Annotated in this window: 28 protein-coding genes, 1 pseudogene and 1 riboswitch; of the genes and pseudogenes, 8 read left to right on the plus strand and 21 right to left on the minus strand. The window is 33.7% G+C overall.

What is annotated here, in order from left to right; genetic code table 11:
- Positions 1 to 68 precede the first annotated feature (68 nt).
- The 8 genes from FG384_RS06030 to FG384_RS06060 form a co-directional block, all read right to left on the minus strand.
- On the minus strand, positions 69 to 2,069 hold the full coding sequence (locus FG384_RS06030) for a methyl-accepting chemotaxis protein (RefSeq protein WP_142641691.1): 2,001 nt from the start codon (positions 2,067 to 2,069) through the stop codon (positions 69 to 71).
- A 158-nt stretch (positions 2,070 to 2,227) separates the two neighbouring features.
- Positions 2,228 to 2,755 (minus strand): 5' nucleotidase, NT5C type, encoded by a 528-nt coding sequence (locus tag FG384_RS06035; protein WP_142641692.1) that lies wholly within the window; start codon positions 2,753 to 2,755, stop codon positions 2,228 to 2,230.
- Between the two features lie 31 nt (positions 2,756 to 2,786).
- Positions 2,787 to 4,658 carry a ribosomal protection-like ABC-F family protein gene (abc-f, locus tag FG384_RS06040; protein ID WP_142641693.1) on the minus strand — a complete coding sequence of 624 codons (1,872 nt, stop codon included), beginning with the start codon at positions 4,656 to 4,658 and terminating at the stop codon, positions 2,787 to 2,789.
- A gap of 116 nt (positions 4,659 to 4,774) precedes the next feature.
- A complete protein-coding gene (locus FG384_RS20285) occupies positions 4,775 to 4,906 on the minus strand; it encodes an RAxF-45 family protein (RefSeq protein ID WP_276612734.1) in 132 nt (43 codons plus the stop codon).
- 75 nt (positions 4,907 to 4,981) lie between these two features.
- Complete coding sequence (locus FG384_RS06045) at positions 4,982 to 5,203, minus strand: lipoprotein (protein WP_142641694.1); 222 nt, start codon at positions 5,201 to 5,203, stop codon at positions 4,982 to 4,984.
- Between the two features lie 126 nt (positions 5,204 to 5,329).
- Positions 5,330 to 5,725 carry a sporulation protein gene (locus tag FG384_RS06050; protein WP_142641695.1) on the minus strand — a complete coding sequence of 132 codons (396 nt, stop codon included), beginning with the start codon at positions 5,723 to 5,725 and terminating at the stop codon, positions 5,330 to 5,332.
- 5 nt (positions 5,726 to 5,730) lie between these two features.
- Positions 5,731 to 6,924, minus strand: coding sequence for an AI-2E family transporter (locus tag FG384_RS06055; RefSeq protein ID WP_420849946.1), 1,194 nt, complete (start codon positions 6,922 to 6,924; stop codon positions 5,731 to 5,733).
- Positions 6,925 to 6,994: 70 nt separating this feature from the next.
- The gene (locus FG384_RS06060; protein WP_142641697.1) at positions 6,995 to 7,939 is read right to left on the minus strand and encodes an LCP family protein; all 945 of its coding nucleotides are present in this window, start codon (positions 7,937 to 7,939) and stop codon (positions 6,995 to 6,997) included.
- A 120-nt stretch (positions 7,940 to 8,059) separates the two neighbouring features.
- Here FG384_RS06060 and msrA point away from each other — a divergent pair, with 120 nt between their 5' ends.
- Positions 8,060 to 8,575 (plus strand): peptide-methionine (S)-S-oxide reductase MsrA, encoded by a 516-nt coding sequence (gene msrA / locus FG384_RS06065; protein WP_142641795.1) that lies wholly within the window; start codon positions 8,060 to 8,062, stop codon positions 8,573 to 8,575.
- Positions 8,576 to 9,081: 506 nt separating this feature from the next.
- Here msrA and FG384_RS06070 read toward each other — a convergent pair.
- From FG384_RS06070 to FG384_RS06080, 3 genes are all read right to left on the minus strand, one after another.
- A complete protein-coding gene (locus tag FG384_RS06070; protein ID WP_142641698.1) occupies positions 9,082 to 9,279 on the minus strand; it encodes a hypothetical protein in 198 nt (65 codons plus the stop codon).
- 12 nt (positions 9,280 to 9,291) lie between these two features.
- On the minus strand, positions 9,292 to 10,671 hold the full coding sequence (locus FG384_RS06075) for an NAD(P)-binding domain-containing protein (RefSeq protein ID WP_142641699.1): 1,380 nt from the start codon (positions 10,669 to 10,671) through the stop codon (positions 9,292 to 9,294).
- Between the two features lie 103 nt (positions 10,672 to 10,774).
- Positions 10,775 to 11,221 (minus strand): MarR family winged helix-turn-helix transcriptional regulator, encoded by a 447-nt coding sequence (locus FG384_RS06080; RefSeq protein WP_142641700.1) that lies wholly within the window; start codon positions 11,219 to 11,221, stop codon positions 10,775 to 10,777.
- Between the two features lie 103 nt (positions 11,222 to 11,324).
- Between FG384_RS06080 and FG384_RS06085 the strand changes: the two genes are divergently transcribed.
- A complete protein-coding gene (locus tag FG384_RS06085) occupies positions 11,325 to 11,825 on the plus strand; it encodes a GNAT family N-acetyltransferase (protein WP_142641701.1) in 501 nt (166 codons plus the stop codon).
- A gap of 207 nt (positions 11,826 to 12,032) precedes the next feature.
- Here FG384_RS06085 and FG384_RS06090 read toward each other — a convergent pair whose 3' ends face one another.
- The 5 genes from FG384_RS06090 to FG384_RS06110 form a co-directional block, all read right to left on the minus strand.
- Positions 12,033 to 12,362: a DUF3889 domain-containing protein gene (locus tag FG384_RS06090; protein WP_142641702.1), complete on the minus strand. Its 330-nt coding sequence runs from the start codon at positions 12,360 to 12,362 to the stop codon at positions 12,033 to 12,035.
- 273 nt (positions 12,363 to 12,635) lie between these two features.
- Positions 12,636 to 13,055 carry an arsenate reductase (thioredoxin) gene (arsC, locus tag FG384_RS06095; protein WP_142641703.1) on the minus strand — a complete coding sequence of 140 codons (420 nt, stop codon included), beginning with the start codon at positions 13,053 to 13,055 and terminating at the stop codon, positions 12,636 to 12,638.
- A 14-nt stretch (positions 13,056 to 13,069) separates the two neighbouring features.
- On the minus strand, positions 13,070 to 14,365 hold the full coding sequence (locus FG384_RS06100; RefSeq protein ID WP_142641704.1) for an arsenic transporter: 1,296 nt from the start codon (positions 14,363 to 14,365) through the stop codon (positions 13,070 to 13,072).
- Positions 14,366 to 14,379: 14 nt separating this feature from the next.
- Positions 14,380 to 14,724 carry an ArsR/SmtB family transcription factor gene (locus FG384_RS06105; RefSeq protein WP_142641705.1) on the minus strand — a complete coding sequence of 115 codons (345 nt, stop codon included), beginning with the start codon at positions 14,722 to 14,724 and terminating at the stop codon, positions 14,380 to 14,382.
- 415 nt (positions 14,725 to 15,139) lie between these two features.
- The gene (locus FG384_RS06110) at positions 15,140 to 15,793 is read right to left on the minus strand and encodes a hypothetical protein (protein ID WP_142641706.1); all 654 of its coding nucleotides are present in this window, start codon (positions 15,791 to 15,793) and stop codon (positions 15,140 to 15,142) included.
- 29 nt (positions 15,794 to 15,822) lie between these two features.
- Positions 15,823 to 15,907: riboswitch (cyclic di-GMP riboswitch) on the minus strand.
- An 80-nt stretch (positions 15,908 to 15,987) separates the two neighbouring features.
- Here FG384_RS06110 and FG384_RS06115 point away from each other — a divergent pair.
- Together FG384_RS06115 and FG384_RS06120 are read left to right on the plus strand one after the other, a co-directional pair.
- A pseudogene (locus FG384_RS06115) lies at positions 15,988 to 16,164 on the plus strand (tyrosine-type recombinase/integrase); the annotation flags it as partial.
- A 100-nt stretch (positions 16,165 to 16,264) separates the two neighbouring features.
- Positions 16,265 to 17,860: an ABC-F family ATP-binding cassette domain-containing protein gene (locus FG384_RS06120; protein ID WP_142641707.1), complete on the plus strand. Its 1,596-nt coding sequence runs from the start codon at positions 16,265 to 16,267 to the stop codon at positions 17,858 to 17,860.
- Between the two features lie 28 nt (positions 17,861 to 17,888).
- Here FG384_RS06120 and FG384_RS06125 read toward each other — a convergent pair whose 3' ends face one another.
- On the minus strand, positions 17,889 to 18,377 hold the full coding sequence (locus FG384_RS06125) for a YkvA family protein (RefSeq protein ID WP_240793352.1): 489 nt from the start codon (positions 18,375 to 18,377) through the stop codon (positions 17,889 to 17,891).
- A 99-nt stretch (positions 18,378 to 18,476) separates the two neighbouring features.
- Here FG384_RS06125 and FG384_RS06130 point away from each other — a divergent pair, with 99 nt between their 5' ends.
- A complete protein-coding gene (locus FG384_RS06130; protein ID WP_142641708.1) occupies positions 18,477 to 19,124 on the plus strand; it encodes a hypothetical protein in 648 nt (215 codons plus the stop codon).
- A 584-nt stretch (positions 19,125 to 19,708) separates the two neighbouring features.
- On the opposite strand, the gene FG384_RS06135 is transcribed toward FG384_RS06130, so the two are convergent.
- The gene (locus tag FG384_RS06135) at positions 19,709 to 19,909 is read right to left on the minus strand and encodes a cold-shock protein (protein WP_142641709.1); all 201 of its coding nucleotides are present in this window, start codon (positions 19,907 to 19,909) and stop codon (positions 19,709 to 19,711) included.
- A gap of 193 nt (positions 19,910 to 20,102) precedes the next feature.
- Entirely contained in the window at positions 20,103 to 20,378 is a 276-nt protein-coding gene (locus FG384_RS06140; protein WP_142641710.1) for a DUF1033 family protein, read from the minus strand.
- Between the two features lie 161 nt (positions 20,379 to 20,539).
- Between FG384_RS06140 and FG384_RS06145 the strand changes: the two genes are divergently transcribed.
- From FG384_RS06145 to FG384_RS06155, 3 genes are all read left to right on the plus strand, one after another.
- Entirely contained in the window at positions 20,540 to 20,821 is a 282-nt protein-coding gene (locus FG384_RS06145) for an acylphosphatase (protein WP_240793353.1), read from the plus strand.
- A gap of 79 nt (positions 20,822 to 20,900) precedes the next feature.
- Positions 20,901 to 21,578 carry a 5-bromo-4-chloroindolyl phosphate hydrolysis family protein gene (locus FG384_RS06150; RefSeq protein ID WP_142641711.1) on the plus strand — a complete coding sequence of 226 codons (678 nt, stop codon included), beginning with the start codon at positions 20,901 to 20,903 and terminating at the stop codon, positions 21,576 to 21,578.
- The gene (locus FG384_RS06155; protein ID WP_142641712.1) at positions 21,550 to 22,740 is read left to right on the plus strand and encodes a toxic anion resistance protein; all 1,191 of its coding nucleotides are present in this window, start codon (positions 21,550 to 21,552) and stop codon (positions 22,738 to 22,740) included. The genes FG384_RS06150 and FG384_RS06155 overlap by 29 nt, the downstream gene beginning before the upstream one ends.
- A gap of 37 nt (positions 22,741 to 22,777) precedes the next feature.
- Here FG384_RS06155 and FG384_RS06160 read toward each other — a convergent pair whose 3' ends face one another.
- Positions 22,778 to 24,055, minus strand: coding sequence for a histidine--tRNA ligase (locus FG384_RS06160; RefSeq protein WP_166462394.1), 1,278 nt, complete (start codon positions 24,053 to 24,055; stop codon positions 22,778 to 22,780).
- 260 nt (positions 24,056 to 24,315) lie between these two features.
- The gene (locus FG384_RS06165; RefSeq protein ID WP_142641714.1) at positions 24,316 to 26,199 is read right to left on the minus strand and encodes a vWA domain-containing protein; all 1,884 of its coding nucleotides are present in this window, start codon (positions 26,197 to 26,199) and stop codon (positions 24,316 to 24,318) included.
- Between the last annotated feature and the right edge of the window lie 8 nt (positions 26,200 to 26,207).

Consider the following 26,207-nt stretch of genomic DNA (forward strand, 5'->3'; position numbering starts at 1 on the left):
ATATATAAATAGTATCATTCAAATAATATATATGCAATTCAGTACAATTACACTAACTACTTATTATTTTATACATGAAAACGATTAACTGCTGTAGAGAGCTTCTCACTCAACTCTGTTAATGTTTCGGATGCTTTAGCAACTGATTGAATTGCCCGCAATTGTTCATCTGAGGAAGCACTCACTTCTTCACATGCTGCTGCCGTCTGTTGAGAAGTCGCTGCCATCATTTGAATGGTTTCCACTACTTGTTCTTTGTATTTCGAAACTTGTTGAATTTCATTAGAAACTTCATCAATGGAATTTTGCATAGTTGCCATTAACGAAGAAATTTTCCCAAATGTCACTTCTGTATCAGATACGACCGTACCTTGCAAACGGAATGTTTCCCTTGTTTCTTTCATTTGTTTAGTTACATGAATAGACTCGAACTGTAATTCTGTTATTGTCTTTTTCACTTGTTCAGTTGCATTTGCTGATTGTTCGGCTAACTTTCTAACTTCATCTGCGACAACGGCGAAACCTTTACCATGTTCTCCTGCTCTTGCTGCTTCTATACTTGCATTCAGTGCAAGTAAATTCGTTTGTGCAGAAATTTCCATTATCGTTTCCATAACTCCGCCAATCGCTTTTACTTTTTGTTCTAAAGTTTCGATAACTGCAGACATGGATTTCAAATTTGTTTCCCAATTATGGAATGATGATTTTAGTTCTCGCATTTGGTTTTGACCACTTGCATTCATTTCATTAGCTTCTATAGCAATTTCATTCATCGAAACTGATTTTTCAGTGATCGAATTTATTTGATCACTTAACTGCGATGAATTATCTGTTACTATTTCTGCGTCTTCCGCTGATTTTGAGGCACCTTCTGCAATCTCACTTACAGCAAGAGCTACTTCCTCGGAAGATGCATTCGTTTCTTCTGCAACAGCACTTAAACTTTCTGAGCTGGCTTGCACATTATTTGCTGAATCTTTTACTACTTTAATAATTTTATTCATATTTTCTGTCATTTTATTGAAATTAAAGGCTAGCTGACCAATTTCATCTTTCGTCTGAACATTTGCATGAACGGTTAAATCACCATCTGCCACTAAATCCATTAATTGTTTTAGTTGATCAACTGGTTTTAACATATATGTGATAGAGAAATACAACACAATACACATAAACAATAGCATTAGTGCTGTTAAAATAATAATTATATTTCTAATACTATCTGCTGTCTGGTTTATGTTCTTTTGATCATACACAGTTCCAATTTTCCATTCCAATCCTGGAATTGTTGTAAATACTGTAACATTTGAAATACTTTCCGTAATATTTCGTACTACACCAGAAGAACTTGCAAGCATTTCAGGCACATAACCATAATCGGATAGGTCTTCTCCAAATTTTGTCGGATGGACAATTGCTGTTCCATCATTTTCAATAATAATTGGATAACCTTCAAACCCTAGCTCATTTGAAGAAAGTTTATCTGTAAGTTTTGATAATAAAATATCAATACCTAGTACACCGACTACTTTCCCATTATCAAGAACTGCCTTTGCACCTGATATTGCATATTCTCCAGTTGCTGAATCTACATAAGGCTTTGACCATGTGAATTTTTCAGGGTTTCCTGTAGCAACTTTATACCAATCTCTTGAGGTTGGATCAAAGTCAGAACCAAGATCTACTTCCGGTAAAATTTCAAGATGCTTATTTGGTAATGCATAATATATAGAAGATGCAGCATCAAACAAAGTTAAAAACTCGGATAGTTTACTATCTAATTGTTTTTCAAGTCTTATTGCTGTAACTGTATCTGGTGAATTTTTTTCATCCATATATTCGATAATCTCACGAGTAGAAGACATTTGCATAATACCTTTTTCGTAAGAACTTAGGTAATTTTCTATCGAAGAAGACATTTCCTTTACAAGAACATGACTTTGATCAATTAAGCTTTCTTCCGTTTTATTACTAATCGTATACGTGCTAATAACATTCAATACTACTAACCCAACAACAATTAGCGTAAATACTGTACTAATAATTTTCCATTTAATAGATTTCTTCATCTCGCATCTTCTCTCTCTTATTAGATATTTCATCAAAGATACTATCTTATCAATAGTAATTCAATAGACTAAATTCCTAACAAAAACTATTTCAGAGAGATAAATAAGTACATTAGCATTACTTTTTGAACGGAAAAATGGTAAATATATAGTTATATTTACTTATTATTGAAATACTTTTCAATTTCATACCAATTATTCAATCTAAAATAACGTGTTTCTTGCATATTATGTGGAGCTGTAAAAAGTATTCCTTTCCCTTTAAACGTTTCTAAATTTTCAGGTGTATCATCGATTAAATAATCTGCACGAATGATGCTTTTGTCACCACAAAATACAAAATTCTTTTCATTTAAAAAATCGTAGTTCTTTTTAAGCCACTTATACTTTGGCGCTAACGAGGACGGGAAATCCATAGCGGCAGTTACAATAAATATTTCATACTGAGAACTTAACTTTTTAATAACTTGTTGACTGTCTTTCACAACTTCTAAGCTTAGAAAAAAAGATTCTAAGCTTAGATATTCATTCACTTTTCTTTCAAATCTCTTGTCTAACTCAACAAGTTTCTTCCCATGTAAATCATTTACAGAATAATTTATATTAAACTCATTATTAAATAACTGTATACACTTAGTACTAAATTGGCTTATTACTTCGTCCATATCTATTGCTATTCGTTTCAAAACCTTACCCCTTTATTTATTGTACGTCATCTTATTGAGTATCCATCCATTGCTCTAGATAATTCTCTAATTCTATCTCTTTAGATTTTTTCAAACTAAGCAACTCTTCGTACTTTTTCCAATCACTTTCTACATCTATTTGCTTGTCTAAAACAGCAATTTCTTCTTCGAGTAAAGCAATTATCACTTCCAATGGTTGCGTTTTAGGCAACTTTGTTTTCACTATCTTTTCCTTTTCTTTATCCTTACATTCAACTGAAATTGAGACAGTTTGATTTAACTGTCGCTCTTCCCATTTCGCACGTGCCCATTCATATGGGCCCTCAAAAGTTAATAATTCACCTTGATCTAGCCAAGCTGTTCTTGGAAACAATTTATTTAAAAAGTAACGATCGTGCGAAACTGCTAGGATCGTTCCTTTAAATTCTTCCAATGCATCTTCAAGTACTTCTCTTGAATCAATATCTAAATGATTGGTCGGTTCATCTAACATCAGTAAATTTATATCTTGATGCATAAGTTGGGCTAGACGAAGACGCATCTTTTCTCCCCCACTTAAATCACCAACTCGTTTGAACACATCCGGTCCGTAAAACATAAATTTCGCAAGAATATGTCTTGCGTCACCTTCGAAAACATTTACTTCGCTTCTAAATACATCGATTAATCGTGCTTTCGGATCGCTCACTTCGAAATGCTGAGATAAAAACCCCACTCGGACATTACTGCCAAGTCTTGCTATTCCCGAATCTACTTGTATCTCTTTGCGCAGTATTTTTAATATCGTAGACTTTCCAGTGCCATTTCGCCCAACGATAGCAATCCGATCCTTCCAGAATACATTTAATTTTGCATTTTGAAGCAACACTTTCGTATCGAATGCTTTATATACTTCGTCCATAATCACAACTTCTTTTCCACTTCTTGGTGCGGCCTCAAATGATAAGTTCATTTTCTTTGGATCCATTAATGGTTTTTTTACTTTTTCCATTCGTTCCAATGCTCTTTCCATATTTCGTGCTTGGCGATGAAGACCAGCATTAGGTGGAACCGCTTCATTTGCCCATTGTTTAAGTCTTTTTATAGCTTCCTTCATTTTTTTTATCTTTTTTTGTTGTTCCTCGTATTGCTGAAACTCACGTATTAATCTCTCTTCTTTCTCTGTAATGAATGCAGAATAATTCCCATGATATAAGGTGAGTTCTCCCTCTTCTAGATCTGCTACTTTCATAACAACTTGGTCTAAAAAGTATCTATCGTGAGAAATGATTACAACCGTACCAGGGTAAGAAACCAAATATTGCTCTAACCATTCTACTGCAAATAAATCTAAATGATTTGTTGGTTCATCCAGAAGTAACAGATCAGGTTTAGTTAACAATAGCTTACCAAGCATGATTTTCGTTTGTTCTCCTCCACTTAAGCTCGAAAATGGTTGAAGTACAAAATTACCTAATTGTAATCCTTGAATTACTTTTTCAATTTCCGAATCCATTGTATATCCATCTCGATTCGAAAATTCTTCCTGAACGTCACCATAAAGCAGTAATAGTTTTTCCATCTCTTCAGGTGCTACAGATGAAAGTTTATTTTCTAGTAATTGCATCTTTTCTTTTAGAACTATTAACTCCTCGAAAGCACTTATTAATACGTCATAACCAGTTGTATTATCTGTGTAGACAGGAATTTGTGCTAAATAACCAATTTTCGTTCCTCTTTTGAAGTGAATACTTCCTTTATCTGGCGATTCTATTCCCGCAAGCAGAGTAAATAATGTCGTTTTTCCACTTCCGTTTCTTCCGACGACACCTAATTTATCCCCTGTTTTAATTGCTAAAGATAAATCTTCAAAGATTGTGTTTCCTCCAAGCATTTTGCTTATTTCTTGTATTGTACAAATCATTAAATTCGCTTCCTCTCGAATAAGTAATTAGCTGGAAGCATTTTTCTGCATAGAAAAAAGACTGCCTGAAAAGCAGTCTTTTCCATAAAAAATATGGTTCAGAAAGAATGACTTTATCAGCTGTGAAATTCATGAAATTTACTAAAAATGGACAGACTAATCCCGTTGTTAGAAATTTCATGAGTAATAGCACAAGATGTGGATAAAAATTCCAATATAAATCCATGTGCATTCACAGTGTTTTTCATTCTTTCCTCACCTCCGTTCATATAAGATAAAATCATTTTATCATAAAAATTCGAACAATTCAATCGATTATTTCATTAAGGTTTTTGAAAAGTTGGATCTTCAATTGTTCCACCAGTTCTTGGAATTCCCATATCATTTTCTTCATTCACTTCTTCGTTTCCCGTGTTTGGAATGTCATCAGATTGACTATCTATTTGGGTTTCTGGGTTCGCTGGAGCATTTGACTCTCTCGTAGAACCACAAGCAGAAAGACTAAAAATTGTAAAAACAATCATAACTACAAAGATTTTCCGCATACTATCACTCCTTCATTTTTCTTAGAATGCTCCATTGTTTTTTGTTTATGCTAATACAAAAAACTCCCATACACTTGTATAGGAGTTTTCAGAATTGTATTTAATTTGTGTGTCTGCCTGGTACAACTATTCTTCGATGTCAAAGTAAATTTCGTCTTCGTCATTGAATTCTGAACCATCTGCGAATAATACCGTTGTACGTAAAATGAGATTAGTTACTTCGGCATTTTCCTCAGGTAGCCATCTTTCATCTGGCATAATTTCAAATGGAATCATTTGCATATCTTTTGAAGCAGCAGCTCCGACTAGTTCGACGGAATGCTTAGAAACAATTTTCGAAATTTCTCCATTTATCAATTTAAATACTTCAAGTTTAATGTTTTCTACTAGTTCATCGCCATGTACGCCATCGATATAGATGGTACCAGATAAATTAATACCGTGTTCAATATATGGATGGTCCACAACTGTTTCAATTTTTACTGATTGTACTTGTATGGAAGACTCAAACTTCTTCACCATTCATCTCAATCCACCTTGTTATTTGTAAGCTCATACTGATTTTCAGAAATAGGCTCATATTTATTATAACGCTTTTTGAATAAAGTATAAAAATGAGAAACAATCACTTTTAATATTGCATACCCTGGAATCCCTAAAATTACTCCTGGTACACCAAACAATGATCCGGACGTAATTAATACAAAAATAATCGTAATTGGATGAACATGAAGTGATTTACCCATAATTTGTGGAGAGATAAATTTTCCTTCAACTAATTGTACGATTGTCCATACCACTGCAAGCTTAATCAACATAAAAGGTGAGGTAACAAGTGCAATTATGGCCGCTGGAGTTATGGCAATTACAGGTCCTAAATATGGGACGACACTTGTTACCATTGCAATAACTCCTAATAATAATGCGTATTCCATCCCGATAATTGTAAAACCAATATAGATCATAAAGCCAATGCACATGGAAACTAAAATTTGCCCTTGGATGTACGAACTGATTTGTTTATCAATATCTTTGAATACGGAGTGTAAATCTTCCCTCATACGTGGAGGAAAAATTTTCATTACAAATCGAGGTAATTTTTCTCCATCTTTTAATAAATAAAAAAGAATAAATGGAACTGTTACAATAGCTAGTACAAAGCTAGTCAACACGCCTACTACCGAAGATATTCCAGTAGCAATTTCAGTAAGAGTGCTTTGAAGGAATTTTCCTATATCTTCTGGTATTCGCTCAATAATTGTATCCACTTTACTTTCAATTTGAAGGTAGTAATCTGTTAAAAAAGATGTTCTCAAAAAATGGTCAAATGAGTTAAGAAGTTGTATAAAATAACCAGGAAACTCTTCCACTAATTTAATAGACTGCGATCTCAAAAAAGGAAATACTAAAAATACTAATAATGTGATTAGTCCTATTAATGCAAGGAAGATGATTAATATTCCCCACACTCTAGGTAATTTTATTCGCTCTAATAATCGTAGCAACGGTCGTAATAAGTAATATGAAATGACTGCTAAAATAATTGGTAAAATCACATTACCTAAAAATACTGTTAAAGGAACAAAAATAAATGAAATATCATCATAAATCATAATAATTAGCCCAATTAACATTACCATTACTAGTGTGAAAACTGTATTACGTCCACCTAAAAACTTTATGTAACGTGTAGAAAAAAAAGAAGGTTTCTCAGGCTCCACTAATATCATACTTCCTTTCCTATTTAATCTTATTTTACGAAGGTATATAAAGATTAGCAACGCATACGTATTACTTTTTTTCTAAAAAGTCAGTAATTGCTGATTTATTTTTTTCTACATTAATTTCAATAACAGATCCAGCATGAGAATAGTTTTTAAATGAGTATGTCCCTTCCACTGGAATTGTCAATTTTTCGATTTCTACTTTACCACTTGTTATAGCATCTAAAATGCGTTTCGCTTTGTCAGTTTTAGAATAATCTGTTTCAATATATCCTTCAGCTGCTCCAACAAATTTAGGGATATTTGATAAATTATCTATGGAAAGCACTTCATTTTTTAATGCTTCTAATACGATTTGCTGTCTAGAAACTCGTCCAAAGTCTCCCTCTGCATCCGAACGAAATCTTGCATAGCCTAGTAATTCTTTTCCAGTTAAATCATGCTGCCCTTTTTTTAGAGAAACACCGATTTTCTCAGACATATCTTTTTCTACATTTATAGGCACACCATCAGGAGCAATTATATCCACTAATGATTCAAAGCTACTAAAATCGATAAGTGCATAATGATGAATAGGAATATCAAACATTTTTTGAATTGTATCTGTTACAAGTTGCACACCATCTAAATAGTAAGCAGTATTTAATTTGTATGATTTATATCCTGGGATATCTGCATATATATCTCGCATTAAAGATACAATTTTGACATCATTATTTTTTTTATCCCAAGAAACAATCATCATCGTATCTGTTCGAGCTTTGTCCTCTCCACGTGAATCTACTCCTAGAACTAATATATTTTCTCTTTCATCTGAAGATAATTTATCTCCAGTAAATTCATGCTTCTTTTGTGGTTCCCCACTTGCTAATTTATATCCTATTGAATATTGAATGACCGAATAAATCCCTCCGATTAATACAACTAAAATAAGTAGAAATACAAATACTCTTCCTACTCTCAATTTTCTTTTTCGCTTTCTTCTAGTTGGCTCTTGTTGGATTTCATCCATCTCAAAATCTCCCCTTCATATTATTATAATAACGTATTTTCTCCCGATTAGTTTCAGTTTTTTGTGCTTCTTTAGGAGTAATGATAAAATAGTTTTACAGATTTAGGGGGGATAATTTTGATAGAAAAAGCAACTTTTGCTGGTGGCTGTTTTTGGTGTATGGTAAAGCCATTCGATTCATGGGAAGGTATACATAAAGTCACTTCAGGATATATGGGCGGTCATTTAGAAAATCCAACATATGAGGATGTAAAAAAAGGGACGTCAGGTCATCTGGAAGTAGTAGAAATTCAATTTGACCCAAATATTTTTTCCTATAAACAATTACTAGAAATTTTTTGGCAACAAATTGACCCAACAGATGCAAGGGGACAGTTTCAAGACCGTGGGGAAAGCTACACTTCTGCAATCTTCGTCCATTCCGATGAACAAAAACAACAAGCAGAAAAATCAAAAGAACTACTAGCAGCTAGTGGTAAATTTTCCAAACCAATTGTTACTCCAATTAGAGAAGCAAAGACTTTTTATGAAGCTGAAGATTATCATCAAGATTTTTATAAGAAGGATCCAAAACATTACAAAGAAGATAGGGCTCAATCAGGGCGTGATGAATTTATCGGAAAAAATTGGAAATAATAAAAAGCTAGCATTCTTGCTAGCTCTTTTATTATTTTCCAATGACAAAGAAGTGTTTTTTTTTAAAAATAGATTAAGTTTTCCGAAGCTTACCGTTCACTTTCCGCGGTCGAGCGTCAAGCCGCTTGGGCCAACATGATGTTGGTCTTGAAGGCGTTGCATCAGGACTAGGCACACTTAGCCTTCCTTCCATTAACATACTCCTACAGGGTCTCGTCTGACTCGCTTTTCCCGCAGGAGTTGATCGGACGCTTCTCCAAACTAATAACTATTTATCCATTCATTTTTATTATTCAAAATAAGATTAATCTTGAATTGATGGAATATGGTGAAAAGAAACTGAAAATATAAGCGGACCAATTAGAAATTACTACAATAGGACAACTTCTTCTACAAGACCAGTTCGTAACTTGGGCTATGAATGATTTCGACTTCATTTATTCAATGCTCTTTGGATGTCTTAGTATTAATCTTTTTGCCTTGTTTAAGTTAAGAAGCTTATTATTTTAGGTTTTTAAATCTTCAATGGCCCGAATAAAATTGTTGTAACTCTCTATTCCGTATATCTCTTTACTCTCCTTAAAGAAGCTTTTTTGCATGAAGATTTTTGCAGATTCTAGAGAATAAGATCTTGCTTTCATAACAAGTCTTAGGTAGGAAATAAAATATTCTTTAGATAAATTAGCCCCATTATTTACAATCATATTGCTTCACCCTTAACATTTAGATGCTTCCGTTCCGCAGCATGATTTCGAAGAATTTTGTGGAGTTAAATTAATGCTACATACACCAGTTTCAGGTAGATCGAGTTCTACCTTTTTAGCTGATTCAAAGTCACCGGAAAGATGGGCCACAATAGACCTAACTTGTTCATATCCAGTGGCCATTAAGAATGTTGGAGCTCGACCATAACTTTTCATTCCAACTATATAGAAATCTTTTTCAGACTGTCTTAATACCTCTTCACCATGAGGTCGAACTGTTCCGCAGCTGTGAAGGTTTGGATCAATCAAAGGAGCAAGAGCCTTAACGCTTTCCGTAGCAGTATCTATACTGAGCCTGATTTCTCTTATAAATGAGAAATCAGGACGGCTTCCTGTATTAGCAATGATTTCATCAACAGGAGAAAGTGTTATTTCACTACCGTCGGATTCCCCAGTAATTCCTATTCCATCATTCGTCTTACTTAATTGATGAATAAGAAAAGGAGTATAGACTTTTACTTGACCAGCATCAACTAATTGATGTATACGGCTACCTAATTCACCTCTTGCTTCAAGGGCGTCTTTGTCTTCTCCACCGTACGCATCTTCTACATTTTCCTTTCTCATTATCCAAGTAATTTCCACTTCATCATTTAACTTTGATAATTCTAAAATTGTGTTAATGGCTGAATGACCGCCACCAACAACTGCCACTCGTTTGCCTTTGTATCTTTCTTTATGCTCGCCCTTAATATCAGGAATTCCATAATATATGTGTTGTTTTAATTCTCTTTCTTCTTTTGTCCAAATACTATCAGCATTAATAGGATTTGAATTTGACCAGGTTCCCGCAGCATCTATTACAGCCCTTGCTTCTATTCTTTTTGATATCCCATTTTGTTCAATGTATAAAACAAAGGGTGAATTGTCACGATTAGCAGTTTTCATTTTATCTAAACCTTTTTTACTTATGGAAACAACTCTTGTATTCAGTGATAAAAAAGGTTTTATCTCTGGTAAATTTGCTAAAGGAATCAAATACTCGTTAACTAATTCACTTCCTAAAGGAAGTTTATCTAAAATAGGTGGATTCCAACCGTGATTTACTAGAGTTTTTTTAGCTATCTTATCGATATTGTATTGCCATGGTGAAAATAACCGCACATGTCCCCAGTTTAGAATATTACTTCCAACACTATCACCTGACTCGAGTAGTATAAAACGTTCTCCAATATTAGCTAGATGGGCAGCTGCTGCTAAACCTATAGGACCAGCACCTATAATCGCTATTGGTAATTCCTTGTTTGAAGATTTTACTACATCTGAATTTATTTGTGCTGCAGGCACGCAGCATCCACCAGTGTATACTTGTTTCAGTTCAATATTATTCATCTTCTTACCTCCATGAAATTTTAGTTGAATTATCATATAAATTGTTCTTATTAATTGCATTTTGCAAGTAATATTCATTTTTTTAAGCAAGACTTAATCTTGCTTAAAGTAGAGGTGTACAGCAAACGCTTGATTTGGACATAGCTTGATTTAATAATTTAATAGAACGAATAACTGTTTCTTTTTCAAATTCGTTCATATGAGAGAATACTTCCTCTAAATAAGCATTCATCGATTCATCAATGGTTGTAGCGACAAACTTACCTTGTACTGTAAGAGATAAAATATATACCCTTTTGTCTGTTGAGGAAGGTGTTTTCTTTACTAATTCCATTTTAATGAGTGTCTGGATTTGTCTGCTAAAAGTCGTTATATCCATTGCTATCGCTTCTGCAATTTGTTGCATGGATGGTGATGTTTGTTTATCTATTTCATAAAGAATGTGACTTTGTACGGATGTTATATCCACAGCTCCAATTGAACAACAATTTTTATTAAGAAGTCCAAACCTACGAGTAAGTACTTGGAATAGTTCACGTTTGTTTTCCATGTTTTCACCTCTTATATAATGTATACATCATTTACTTGCAATGTGCAACAAATAACTATAAAATTTCATTAAATACTTTTTATTTATATTGGGGGAATCAGAGATGAATTTTATGATTCGAAATGCTACAAAAGATGATTGGGATGAAATTAAATATATTTATGAAGCTGGGATTTCCACTGGAGTAGCTACATTTGAAATCATAGCACCCTCCACATATGAAGAATGGATCTTAAAAGCTCATCCTAAATGTACTCTAATTGCACTTGACGAAAATAAAATATTTGGTTGGTGCAAAATTACACCTATATCTGATCGTTTGGCTTATGCAGGTGTTGGCGAAGTTAGTGTCTATGTCCATCCTAAATCACAAGGGAAAGGAATCGGTAGTCTACTCTTGAAAAATTTGATTACTATATCTGAAGAGCAAGGTTTCTGGACTTTACAGGCTTCAATTTTTAGGGAAAATAATAGCAGTATTTATTTGCATAAGAAAAATGGTTTTAGAGAAGTAGGGATACGAGAAAAAATAGGGAAATTAAATGGTAATTGGAGGGATAATGTTTTGTTAGAAAGAAGAAGCTGTTTAATTGGATTAGAATAAGATTCTTAATGTAATTCAAAATTTTAAGGGTATTAATGCAAAATAATAGCCACTCAGTTGAGTGGCTTTCTACAATTATTAAGAATTGTTTTCTGCAGGAAAAAGCGGTTCTGTTAAGTTTAACAAGTAAGCATATACTTTCTTTATCAAGCTAAGAATTTTCACAAGTGAAGTCTATATGTAAGTAATTTACCCGGCTTTGATAATTTATCTAGATGTTTCTAGAAATTCAATATTAACCAATTCTTCTGTTTCTGTTGTATACTCAATTCTTACAAATACACCGAATTCGTTGTCCCCTTCTTTTAACCATAGCTTAAACTTTTCAATTGTTGAATCCTCTTTAGATTCACTTCCTTCATGCAGGTAGTCAATAATTTTCGCATTGGGATATTTTAATTGTGTCTCTTTTACTGCAAGCTGTCCCCACTTTGCATATGCTGGTATTTGTTGTTGTGAATGAACAATAGTTGGATTATATGTTGCTATAGTATTAACAATTGTAAAAATTCCAAGTGCAATAAATGTTTTTCTCATAGTTAATCACATCTCCTTTTCAATAGGATGAGTAATTTGCTTAAAATCATTCTACGTAATTAACATAAGTAGAAGTCCAATAACATGTAAAGAGTTTATTTAGACGAACAGGTACTTCACTTGAAGAAGGCCACTATAATTAATAAATTTTTATTACAAGAAAAAAATCCATTTTGATCAATCTTTTTTCAAAATGGATTTTCTAATTATGGTAATATCGGTTTCAAGAAGTTCACAAATCCCTATTGAACAACTTAAGAACAGATTAATGCATTACTTTCCCGTTTCAGCAAAATGCTTAATTCTTTCTCGAATTTCATCACGAACTCGTTGGAAGGTAGCCCATTTCTCTTCATCAGTACCTTGTGCTTTTGCAGGGTCGTCAAAGCCCCAATGATCGCGTTTCACATGAGGTGGTGTCATTGGACATTTATCCGCAGCATCTCCGCAAAGTGTAACTACAAAATCCGCATTATTTAACGTTTCCATATCAATAATATCTGAAGTCTGATTAGAAATATCAATTCCAGCCTCATTCATTGATTTAACAGCATTAGGGTTTAAGCCATGTGCTTCAATTCCTGCACTTAGTACTTCCCACTCATTGCCTAGATATTTTTTTCCCCAAGCTTCTGCCATTTGGCTTCTGCACGAATTTCCCGTACATAAAAAGTAAATAGATTTTTTTTCCATGATTTCAGTCTCCTTTAGGAAATTAATAATGAAATATATAGTCCAAATAATGTAAGGAATAGAATTGGAATTGTGAGGACAATACCAGTTTTAAAGTAAGTTCCCCATGAAATTTTTACTCCCTTTTGCGATAAAACATGGAGCCAAACTAACGTAGCAAGTGAACCGATTGGAGTGATTTTTGGTCCTAGATCAGATCCAATGACATTGGCATAAATAAGCGCTTCACGAATAGTTCCAGAAGTGTTTGTTTCTGCAATTGCTAATGCATCGATCATTACAGTTGGCAAGTTATTCATAATGGACGAAAGGAATGCTGCAATGAATCCCATCGACATCGTAGCTACGAATAATCCTTTTTCTGCAGCTACTTCGATTACTCCAGCTAATACATTCGTCAGTCCTGCATTTCCTAGTCCGTATACGACTACATACATACCAATTGAGAAAAATACAATATTCCATGGAGCCCCTTTAATAATAGTTCTTGTGTCAACAGCTTTACTTCTTCTTGCCATTAGAATAAAGAATATCGCTATAATTCCAGCCACTATTGAAACCGGTAATTTTATGAATTCACTAGTAAAGTAACCAACAAGTAACATGGCAAGAATATACCATGAAAGATGGAACATTTTTAAATCTTTAATTACTTCTTGTGGTTCTCTTATTTTAGTTAAATCATATGTCCTTGGAATGCTTTTTCTAAAATAGAATAATAAAACGATGATAGTTGCAATCAGTGAGAATATGTTAGGGATTATCATTCGTGAAGCATATTCTACAAAACCGATATTAAAGAAGTCCGCTGATACAATGTTAACAAGATTACTCACTACAAATGGGAGTGAAGTTGTATCTGCAATAAACCCGCTCGCCATTATAAATGGAAAGATCATTGTTTCTTTGAAATTCAAATTACGAACCATTGCCAATACTATCGGTGTTAAAATTAATGCAGCCCCATCATTAGCAAAAAATGCTGCAACAATTGCACCTAATACACTTACATAAACAAACATTTTATAACCATTGCTTTTGGCTGCCCGTGCCATATGCAAAGCAGCCCATTCAAATAATCCGATCTCATCTAAAATTAAAGAAATAAGGATAATAGCAATAAAGGATAAAGTCGCGTTCCAAGTTATGTCTACTACTTCTATGACATCACTAAACTCGACAACTCCTACTAATAGCGCAATAACCGCCCCTCCACATGCAGACCAACCGATGTTTAAACCTTTAGGCTGCCATATAACGAAAATAAGCGTTACTAAGAAAATAATTGATGCTAAAATTACTGATAACATAAAACTAACCTCCATTAATCACATGAGATACGTAATCCCTGCACTTCTAATTCTTCAAGTTTAAAATCTTGGTTCGGAAGATGATGAATCAAGCTCTGGACGAATGGAAAATCATCACTTTCTCTATTCAATGAATAAATAATCCATTGACCTTTTCTTGTTTCTCTAACCAATCCAGCATCTTTTAACTTCCGTACGTGTTGACTAATAGCAGGCTGACTTACTTTAAATATTGCAACAAATTCACAAACACAATAATCATGTGTATCCAGCATTTTAAGCATTGTAAGTCTTGTTTTATCACCCAACAGTTTTAATATTACTGCAGCTTTTTCAATTTCAATCGCTGATGAATTCATAAAATCGCCTCCCTAATAAGCATATAACGATTAACTTATATAATAATCCACTTATATGTTAATTGCAACTGTTCATTTTGTAGTTTTTGAATAGTAATGTAATAATCTTTGAATAACATTTTTACTTCTTTTAGATAGAAAAACCGATTATTCAGAGTGTATCTGGGGGATATTTACTCCTGTAAACTAATTTTTGGGGCTAATTTGGAAAATGTTTGTCTATAAACCTTTCCAATTAGGGATTATATATTTTGTATTTACTATATTCAAAATTAAAAGAGCGTTCCGACTGGAACGCTCTTACGTTGCTACTATTATATTTTCCTTACTACGCTTTATGTTCCTGAAATGTAATAAAGCCAACATAATTAATGTGCTTACTTTTAAACGATTCGAAGAATCTTGCATTACCCAATTAAATTGTTGGTTCTGTTGTTGGTGTTGGTTCTGTTGGAGTTACTGGAATTGTTGTATCTCCAGGGGTGTTCGTATTTTCATCTACTGGTTTTGGAGTGTCAGCTTGTTCTGCCAAAGACTTCACTCGTTTGATTTCATCTGTAGCTTTTTGTTGAAGTTCTTTGGACCTTACAAGTAATGCTTCAAAATCAGCAGCATTTGCTTTGTATTTTTTCTTATCGGAAGCAAGTTGTTTATCAATTGCACGAAGCTTATTAATCTCCGCTTCAAGCTTTCCCTTATAACTATTATATTTTTTATTTGGTGTTTCTTCGCTTACTTCTTTATCAACTGTACCCGCGTCATTTACACCAAAATATGTGTTTATAGATTTCGATAAACTATTGATCGTAGAATCAATAGTATTCAATCGCTTTTCGACTGTTTTACCAACTTTAGATTTAATAACCACTTTTTTTACATTTGAAGATTTGTCTTCTTTTTGTTTTTTATTTTTTTCCGAAGACTTGTCCTCTTTTTGAAATTGGACATTTCCCTTTTGTACTGTATTTCTTTCGTCCGAGCCTTTAGCACTTGCAAATGATGCTGTACCGAAGACTAAAGTTACAACTACTAAACTTGTTAAAAAATTTGAAAACCATTTTGTTTTCATTACCTTTTCCTCCTCTTGGCATTTTTGGTAATGGCAGCTGGCTGGCATAGATTACAATCCTTAGCCCCGGTAGCTTTGTGACATCAAGTTTCCCTGATTGTACCTTTACAGATGTTTCATTTATTTTATCGGTATAAAGCAGAATGAAATAAGCTGAACTTCTAATCTTTCGCTAAATGTTCCTACTATGAATATTATTATTAAATCGCGGACTAAACGTGAAGGTAATCGCTGAACGATTGGGTAATACTCCACAAATGATTTATGAAATCTATGACCATGTATTAAAGGAACTAGAACTAGAACAAGAATCAGTTCACTTATTTAGTCAAAGTTTACAAACAAGTGGGGCTACTATTGGGGCTGACTAGTAAGTAGAGTGGCAAGAAAGCTTGTCGAATCAAGGGTTTGTAGATTTTGTTTAAACTACATGCTATAATAAGAGCATTGTGAATTTTAGGAGGTACTAGCATGATTGCAGTAAGTAATGTAAGTCTTCGTTTTGGTGATCGTAAATTATTTGAAGACGTAAATATAAAGTTTACACCAGGTAACTGTTATGGTTTAATCGGTGCAAATGGAGCAGGTAAATCAACATTTATTAAAATTTTGTCTGGAGAAATTGAGGCACAAGAAGGCAATGTTATTATGAATCCAGATGAGCGTTTAGCTATTCTAAAACAAAACCACTTCGAATACGAAGAATATACAGTTTTAGAAACAGTTATTATGGGTCATAAACGTTTATACGAAGTAATGAATGAAAAGAATGCTATCTATATGAAAGAAGACTTTTCAGATGAAGATGGTATGCGTGCAGCTGAGCTAGAAGGTGAATTTGCAGACTTAAATGGTTGGGAAGCAGAGTCAGAAGCTGCAATCCTTTTACAAGGTCTAGGCATTCCTGATAGTATGCACCAAAAGAAAATGTCTGAGTTAACTGGTTCTGAAAAAGTAAAAGTGTTACTATCACAAGCCCTTTTCGGGAAACCTGATGTTCTTTTACTAGATGAACCTACTAACCATTTAGACATTAAAGCCATTCAATGGTTAGAAGATTTCCTTATCAATTTTGAAAATACTGTAATTGTAGTTTCCCATGACCGTCACTTCTTAAACAAAGTATGTACACATATTGCAGACTTAGACTTTAGTAAAATCCAAGTATATGTTGGAAACTATGACTTCTGGTATGAATCAAGTCAACTTGCATTGAAGCTAGCATCTGATCAAAACAGTAAAAAAGAAGAAAAGATTAAAGAGCTTCAAGCCTTTATCGCTCGATTTAGTGCAAATGCTTCAAAATCTAAACAAGCAACTTCTCGTAAGAAAATGTTAGATAAAATTGAGTTAGATGATATTAAACCATCTTCTCGTAAATACCCTTATGTAAATTTCTCGATGAAACGAGATATCGGAAATGATGTTTTACAAGTACAAGATCTGGGCTATACATTTGAGGGAGAAAAACTATTCTCTAAATTGAACTTCACTTTGAATAAGGAAGACAAAATTATTCTACTTGGAGATGAACTAGCAAAATCTGCATTACTTCGTGTACTAGCAGAGGAAGAAGAACCACAAGAAGGTTCAATCCGCTGGGGTGTAACTACTACTCGTGCGTACTTCCCTCTTGATAATGCAAAATATTTCGAAGGAAACGAGACTTCACTAGTAGACTGGTTACGTCAATATTCGCCTGATGATGAAAGTGAAACATTCCTACGAGGGTTCTTAGGTCGTATGCTATTCTCTGGTGAAGAAGTGAAGAAAAAACCATCTGTACTTTCCGGTGGAGAAAAAGTTCGCTGTATGCTATCTAAAATGATGCTATCGGAGTCGAACGTACTTTTACTAGATGAACCAACGAACCATTTAGATTTGGAATCTATCCAAGCACTAAATAATGGATTGACTGCATTTAAAGGTGCAATGATCTTTACATCACATGACCATCAGTTCATTCAAACAATCGCGAATCGTGTAATTGAAATTCGCGAAGACGGCTCAATTTTAGATAAGCAATTGACATATGATGAATTTTTAGAATGGCGAGAGCAAAAGTAATAATAAAAAGCTTGAGAGATTTTTTCTCTCAAGCTTTTTTTGTCTTTTTTATAAATCTTCCTAATAAAGATTTCGATGGAAGCTTTCCTACAAATGAATTGCTAGTTTCCGCTATTTTTTTTAGAGCGGTTAATAACTTTACATCTCCAGCCCAGTGTTCTTCAATAATTTCAGCGGAAAATTTATTTAATAACATATTCACTATGAAAGTGGCTACAATAATGTCATCGATATATCCACCAGGCCCAACCAAACCTTCTGGCAAGACATCGACTGGAGATATAAAATAAAGTATTCCACTACCAATTAATGTTTTATTTTTCGCATCAATGCGATTATCTAATAGCGCTTTTATAAGAAGATGAAACAAGTCTGGAGCAAATAATAAGTAAGGTGCTAACTTGCTTTTTTTCCCTGACTTTGATGTTAAAAATTCTGTCATTTTAGCACGAAGTTTCACATAAAAATCTTGTTGCTGTTCGTATGATGGTAGTTCTTTTTTTAGTTCGATATTCAAGGTAAGCTCCCCTTTCTTATTTTACTATACCAAAAAAGTAGTAGGATGAAACTTAATTCGTATTAATACGACTAATTCAAATGAAAAGGAGGAATAATTATGCAAAAGTTAATGCTACTATTAATTCCGATACTATTTCTCTTTGCATGTGAGCAAAATCAAACAAACTCTACGAAGCCGGAAACAGCTCCAGAAGATGAGCAAACACCGATTGCTGTAAAAGAACAATCCACTCCGGATATAACCCGCTCTACTTTTTTCATGGGCGATAAGTCTTCTGCTCAGTTTAAAGGAGAAGGAAATGAATATGCAAGCTATACGTTGAAAACGGATTACTTATATGACCATTACGTGTCAACATATGAAGATAATGGTGGAACAGTAATGCAAAGAATTTATCGTATTTCAAATGATAAAATAACAATCGTTTTGGAAGTAGCTGAAGCATATGAAACAAATAATCCAACATTAGAAGAGTTAGATGCAATGCCTGATCTAAAAATATACTTAGCAGGACCTTTTGATGTCGGAACAAAATTCGACGGATGGAAAATAATATCGACGTCTGACACTTTAGCAACTGCTACCCAAAATTTTCAGGACGTTATTGTAATAGAAAAAATAGAGAAAGAAAGTAAAATTCGTAAATACTTTGCAAAAGATTTTGGAGAAATAAAAAGAGAATTTATCATGAACACAAATGGAGAAGAAAACATTATCTCCTCTACTTTCGAAAAAATAATGTAAACAATGAGCAAGCGGCTTGATCATTCTAAGTTCCCGACATCGTGTCGCAACTAGTGTATGACTTGCTTTGTTGCAGTCCCCGTAAAACAATAAATAGACGGAACAATTACATTCTTCTAAAATAGATGGATTTCGTTACAAGCGGCGACTCCTGCGGGATAAGCGTTAGTCGAAGACACGCTAGCTGTGCGAGGAGGCCACTGAAAAACTCGAATTAATATTTTTGTAGGAACTATTTGCTGTATTTATTTAAGAGAATTTAGCGCGACGCATGAGACTCCTGCGGGAAAGTGAAACAGACGAGACCCCGCAAGAAGAAGGAGGCTCGTCGCTCGCCCGCGGAAAGCGAATGCCAAAGCGATAAATTCTCTTAACGACTATTTGATAGAAATTTTATTAGAATAACACTTTTTCAGTGGCCTCGAAGCGTGAAGTCTTAGGCAACGCCCGTGGAAAGGTCCGCATGTAACGGAATCCTTTAAAAAAGACCATGATCGCCGTGTTCATGACATACAAAGTTTTTATACTATAATTATCTTTTAAAAAATAGAAGCTCTACCAGAATGGTGAGCTTCTTTCTATTATTATAGTTTTGACACGTTTGCAGCTTGTGGCCCGCGGTTACCTTCTACTACTTCAAACTCTACTTTTTGTCCTTCTTCAAGTGATTTGAAGCCTTCTCCAAGAATTGCAGAAAAGTGTACGAATACATCGTTTTCGCCTTCTACTTCGATAAATCCAAATCCTTTTTCAGCGTTGAACCATTTCACTGTACCTTGTTTCATTCTATTACCTCCAAAAAGTTAATCAATATGTGAAAAACAAAAATTCACATATTCCATGAAGTACCGACATCACATCGATCACTACATAGGATATGTGAATTGCAAATACGGCTTCTCACTATGAATTGTTACTTAAATTATAACATTTGGATAAATATAGTCAACAAATTTTTTTATTATTCAAAATCGTTTATCATATAACGTTCCAAATGATTCCATGATATATTTGCAAATCTTCGTCGCATGAATCACAAAAACATTGCTCTTTATCAGACCAAAAAACCCAGTATTTATCTTCTTTCATTTTTTCCAAAGGAAACTTTTCACGGAATTCACCTAATATCTTATTTAAGTGTTCTATTCCTTCTTTCTCTTGCACAAACATATACTTTTCTTGAATATTATCTTCCCAACCTTCAAATGCCCACCACGGCTCATAGTCAGCTTTCATATAAATAATTTCATACATTCCTATCACCTCTATGATTTAATGTTAACTCATATTTTACTGTTATAAATTAGAAAGTCTAGTCAAACGAATTATTTGAATAACAAAAAATTGAAAAACCTTCAATTATCAGTTAAGTTATAGATAGGCAATTTTTGTGAATCAGAAAAGGAGGAGTTCTCTTGAAAAAACGAGCACATATTCATATGCACAGTGATGTTGATGGTGTCGGCTTCCGTTTTCTTGTGAAACAAAAAGCACATTCTCTAGGATTAAAAGGGCAATGTAAACAAAATGAGGAGAAAGAAATAATCATAGATATCGAAGGTACTGCAAATAGTTTGGAAGAATTTTTACATTATATTCAAAAAGGCGTATCTCCATTAACAAGAAAAAATTCATTTGAAATTGAATTTTTTGATGAACTAAAAGGATATACAACGATGGAATCTGATATCGTATAAACATCACTTTTTAGCATTGAATGAAACCTTCTTCCCTCTCATTCGTATAATGTATTGTAGATATAAGGAGGTAACCAATATGACGGAAGTAGCCCAAACTTTCATTCGACATTTTTTTAACATACCAATAATGATTACATCCTGGTTCATCTTCTTTTTCGCTTTTGATACTGGGTTTTTCGTTAGTTCTGCACTTTCTATCGTTGTATATTTACTATCGAATTTTACAATTAAAAAATTTCAACAACGTAGAATTATGAAAAAACATCAGCTTACTCTTTCCGAGTACTTCCATATACAGAAGCAATTAAAAGAAGCAAATAATAAAATTAAAACTCTTAATAGTCATTATTTAAAAGTGAGATCGCTTAGTTCATTTAAACAATTATTCGAAATGAATAGACTTGCGAAAAGAATCATTTCATTAGTGAAGGCAAATCCACGCAAATTTTATCAAGCGGAAAATTTCTTCTATGCACATTTAGATTCAGCAGTGGAACTTACTTCGAAATATACACTTTTAGTAGCACAACCGGTTAAAAACATCGACATGAAAATTGCATTACAAGATACACGCGATACATTACAAGCCATCAATTCTGTTATGGAAGATGACTTAAGAGATGTCCTTTCATCAGATATAGAGCATTTGAAAATGGAATTAGATTTCGCAAAATTATCTGTTGGAAAAAAGGAACAACCTTTATATTTAAAAGGAGAATCAGAAAATGAGCGAAAAACAATCGAGTACAAGTAATGACTTTTTAATGGATGAATTATTAGAGAGTCCATTTAATATGACAGCACCACAAGAACAATCCCTTTCATCAAATACAGCTGAACCAGCTCCAACTAAATTGATTGACCGATTGTCAGAAATAGAACAACAAAAAGCACGTCAACTAGCAGATCAAATTCCAGCGGGAAATTATGAAGCAATATTAACATATGGAGCAAATGCCCAAACAGAGCTTTCCCGTTTCTCTCATCAAATGCTAGATCACGTGCAGAAAAAAGATATTGGTCCAGTTGGTGATATTTTAGGGGATCTGATGAAGAAACTTTCTGATATTAATCCGGAAGAACTCTCTGCTCAAAAAAAATCGGGTATAAAAAGATTATTTAACCGAGTAAATCGCTCTGTTCAAGAATTGATGACAAAATATCAGAAGTTGAGTACACAAATCGATCGAATAGGCATTCAATTGGAGCATTCGAAACGCGGTCTTGTGGAAGATGTTCATATGCTGGACAAACTTTATGAGCAAAATAAGACTTATTTCCAAGCGTTAAATGTTTATATCGCTGCTGCAGAATTGAAAAAAGAGGAAATCATTAATAAAATTATTCCAGAGCTACGAAGAAAAGCGGAGGCTTCAAACGATCAAATGGCCTTTCAAGAAGTAAATGATATGGCACAGTTTTTAGACCGTTTAGAAAAAAGAGTATACGATTTACAATTATCTCGACAAATTACGATTCAAAGCGCTCCGCAAATTCGAATGATCCAGCAAACAAATCAAACGCTTGCGGAGAAAATACAATCGTCTATTATGACTTCCATTCCTCTATGGAAAAATCAAATTGCAATTGCCTTAACTCTAAATCGTCAACAAAAAGCTGTAGAAGCGCAAAAACAAGTAACACAAACAACAAATGACTTACTTCTTAAGAACTCTGAAATGTTGAAAGTAAACAGCATTGAAACTGCCAAAGAAAATGAACGTGGTATTGTAGAAATTGATACACTAAAGAAAACACAAGAAAATCTTCTACAAACAATCGAAGAAACACTACGAATCCAAGCAGACGGTCGTGTAAAACGAAAAGCTGCAGAAATAGAAATTGCTCGTATGGAAGAAGAATTAAAACAACGTCTTCTTCTCATAGCGGCTCAATCCCAAAACCGTCCTTCCTAAATCGGAAGGCGGTTTTTTAATAACTTTTCTTCATGACTCACTTATTGTCAAATAGAAATATCTCCTCCCTCTCTATTCCCGACTCCATATCTTTAATTTTTATTTTATTATTCGCTACTTCATTTTCACCAATAAAAATGACTTGTTTAACCCCTTCTTTATTTGCTCTGACGAGAGCTTTGTTCATTTTTTTTATTTTCATTTCAATCTCAACTTTAAATCCCATTGTTCTCAGTTGAGTAGCAACTAATAAAGCCTCTTTTCGAAATTGAAATGGAATAATGTAAAAATCTAACTGTGAACTATAATTAATCATATTATTCAGTTCAACAGCAGCGTATATGACATCTAAGCCAAATGAAATTCCGACAGTCGAGTATGTTTCGTCAGTTCCTAGCAAGCCGCTTATAGCATTGTCATATCTACCACCACTCCCAATACTTGAGCTAATCGAACCATCTTGTAAAAACATTTCATAAATTGTCCCTGTATAAATTTCTAATCCTCTTGCTAAAAATGGATTAAATATACACTGTTTGTTGATATTTAAGTATGTTAGATATTCTGTTAATTCTTTTAATTCCTCCATGCCTTTTGAAATAAGTTCATTTTTTGTAGCAAATTGATCAAAGTAATTGATATCTTTCCCTACCGTCTCCTTTAATAAATTTATTACTTTCTCGATTGACTCTTCATTTATCTTTTTTTCTATCAGTTCTTCTTTAACACCTAGGATGCCAATTTTCTCAAGTTTGTCTATGATCAATATAACGTTACTCATTAAATATTGTTGAATTCCTAGACTCTCCAATAATCCTTGTAAAAGCTTACGATTATTATATTGAATAATAATTGGTAAATTTAACTGGCTAAACACAGATAGTGCCATTTGCATAAGCTCAGCTTCTGCCATTTGATTATCTACACCAACAACATCTACATCACATTGGGTAAATTCGCGATATCTTCCCATTTTAATAGGACCATCTCGAAAAACTTTACCAATTTCATAACGTTTAAAAGGTAATCTAATAGTTGGATTCATCGCAACAACTTTGGCAAAAGGAATCGTTAGATCATACCGTAGTGCTAAATCTCGCTTACCACGATCGTTCAACGTATACATTTCCTCCAATATGGAAGCACCTCCACCATATTTAGAAGACATCAAAGAAGTATAGTTGAGAATAGGTGTTTCTAACGGTTTACATCCATATTGTTCAAAAGTATCCTCTAATGTTCTCCTAATCTTCTTCCGTATCATTTCTGCTTTTGGCAAATAATCTTGAGTCCCTCTGACATTTTGATAATCCATTTTTTTCATCTCAATTCCTCCTAAATAAAATAAAAGAACTGCAAACGATAAAGGATTAAACCCTTTCGATGCAGTTCATGATAAATAGCCTTCCTATAAACGATGTTTTTATCGGATATAGCAAGGCTATTTGTGATGATGATATGAAGTTGATGATGTAAGTGTAATTAGCTGTGACATTTTTTCCACCTCATGTATAAGAAGTAATTCTACTCCAAAAAGATTGAATAGTCAATAATATTACACTACTAAAACAATTCTCAAGAGCTTTTCACAACATGATGTAACATTTTTTTTAGTAAACGTAACGTTTCATCTGAAAATTTTTCTAGAGATGAGGCAGTTGCGGTCTTTTTACCAAATATTAAATGAAATAAATTTATTTGCTCTTCCGTTGCTTCTGTGTCATTTAAAAACAAATGGAGTACCGATATATTTTTTCGTTCTAACTCAATTACTGCTTCTGCAGTATCCATTATGCCATTTTGAGCATATCCAAATGCAGACGGTTCTCCGTCGGAAAACATAAGAATAAATTTATGCTGTTCCTCTCTGTGCTCTAATCTCTTCCCCATCCATCTCAATGCAAATCCATCCCGATTATCTTCATGTGCGTTAATAGATAAAATCTGCAAGCCATTGTCCTTTTGACTATCCTCTAGTTTATGCACCCATTCGAATGTATTGGGATGACTTGATTCAGAGGCTTCAAATGCGTCTTCATAGTGAAGGACAATTTCATGAGCGATTTGTAATTTTCGTAAAACATCATGAAATAAAAGAACAGCTTTTTTTGTTTCTTCTAGCTTATCTTGCATCGATGCCGAACCATCTACTAGTAAGCCGAATACTGCATTTAATTGAGTACTTGGTGCAGATTTTTTATAAAATGGTTTTGGTCGCTCTTCTGTCCAAAATACGATTTGGTTAGACGATAATCGTCCCTTAGATAAATTAACACGTTTATCAACTTTTTTCTGTTCCATTCTTTTTTTAATCTCTTCTACAAAAGCTTTCACATAAGGTGCTTGTTCTTGACGATATGTTTGGAGCAATAACTTATTGGATGATAGTGCGTCCGTTTCTAATCGCTTTTCTTCAAATACGACATTCTTATGTTCTATCCCAAAAGCTTTTCCTGCTTTTTTCACTGAATTCGAACCCTTTTTAGTCAGTTCCTCTTGTTTCAATTCTTTTAAATTTCCAGTTGATCTACCTTGACCGATTTCTGTAATCTCATGTCCTTCTCTTCCCTCTTCCGCGGATAAACTCTGATCAGCTTTTCCATCATTACCATGTTCGAGTTCGTACTGCAGATGGATTCCTTTTTCTTGTTCATTTTCTCGGTGCCAACTTCGAAATAACTCTTCAATTGTATCTTTTTTATCTGTTTCCCCAGCTTCACTCTCTGCCACCCCTTTATGATAATGAAAATGGGCAGCTGGCAAAATAGAAGTTGATACGATGGAATAATATTCATGCAACGTATCTTCATTAATATCCTCAAATATTAAATAATAAAGCTGGAAAACAAGATCTATTGAAGACTGTGTGTCATTATTTTCATATACCTTTTGGATAATACGGTTAGCTTGTTGGAATATTTCTGGACCATTTACATGCATTGTCCCCTCATAGAGACTTATATATAAATAACTAATAAATGCATCTGCTATAAATCCTTTTTGATAATTAACTATTAATTGTTGCTTATGAAAAGTTAGGTACATTTGAATCCTTTTTTCAAATATTTTAATTGTACCTACTCGTTTTTTCTGTATTTTTTCCATTAAACGAAATTCTTCTAAACAAAATAATAGTTGATCCATCAGTTTCGGAAGCTTATTCGGCCGTTCTGAGAGATATGCCTTCCACGCAGAAACATTGAATTCTTTCCAAAATCCTTCTGCCAATATATAAATATCCGATAGTCTACCTGCATCCATCATGTTTTGTTCTCTATGTCTCCAAAACACACTGATTGACATCGTTTGCTCGCTAGGTTGAAATTCCATGAGTTTTCGTTCATTCACTAATAACGTTCCATTTTTCGTTAATGCTTTCGCTAAGTTTTCATAATGCATTAACTGCCTTGCGTCGATTGTTTCATTGTTAAATTGAATAAAACGATTAACAGAGGACATCTAAATCC

This window comes from Psychrobacillus vulpis (assembly GCF_006861825.1).
GTDB classification, from domain to species: Bacteria; Bacillota; Bacilli; order Bacillales_A; family Planococcaceae; genus Psychrobacillus; species Psychrobacillus vulpis.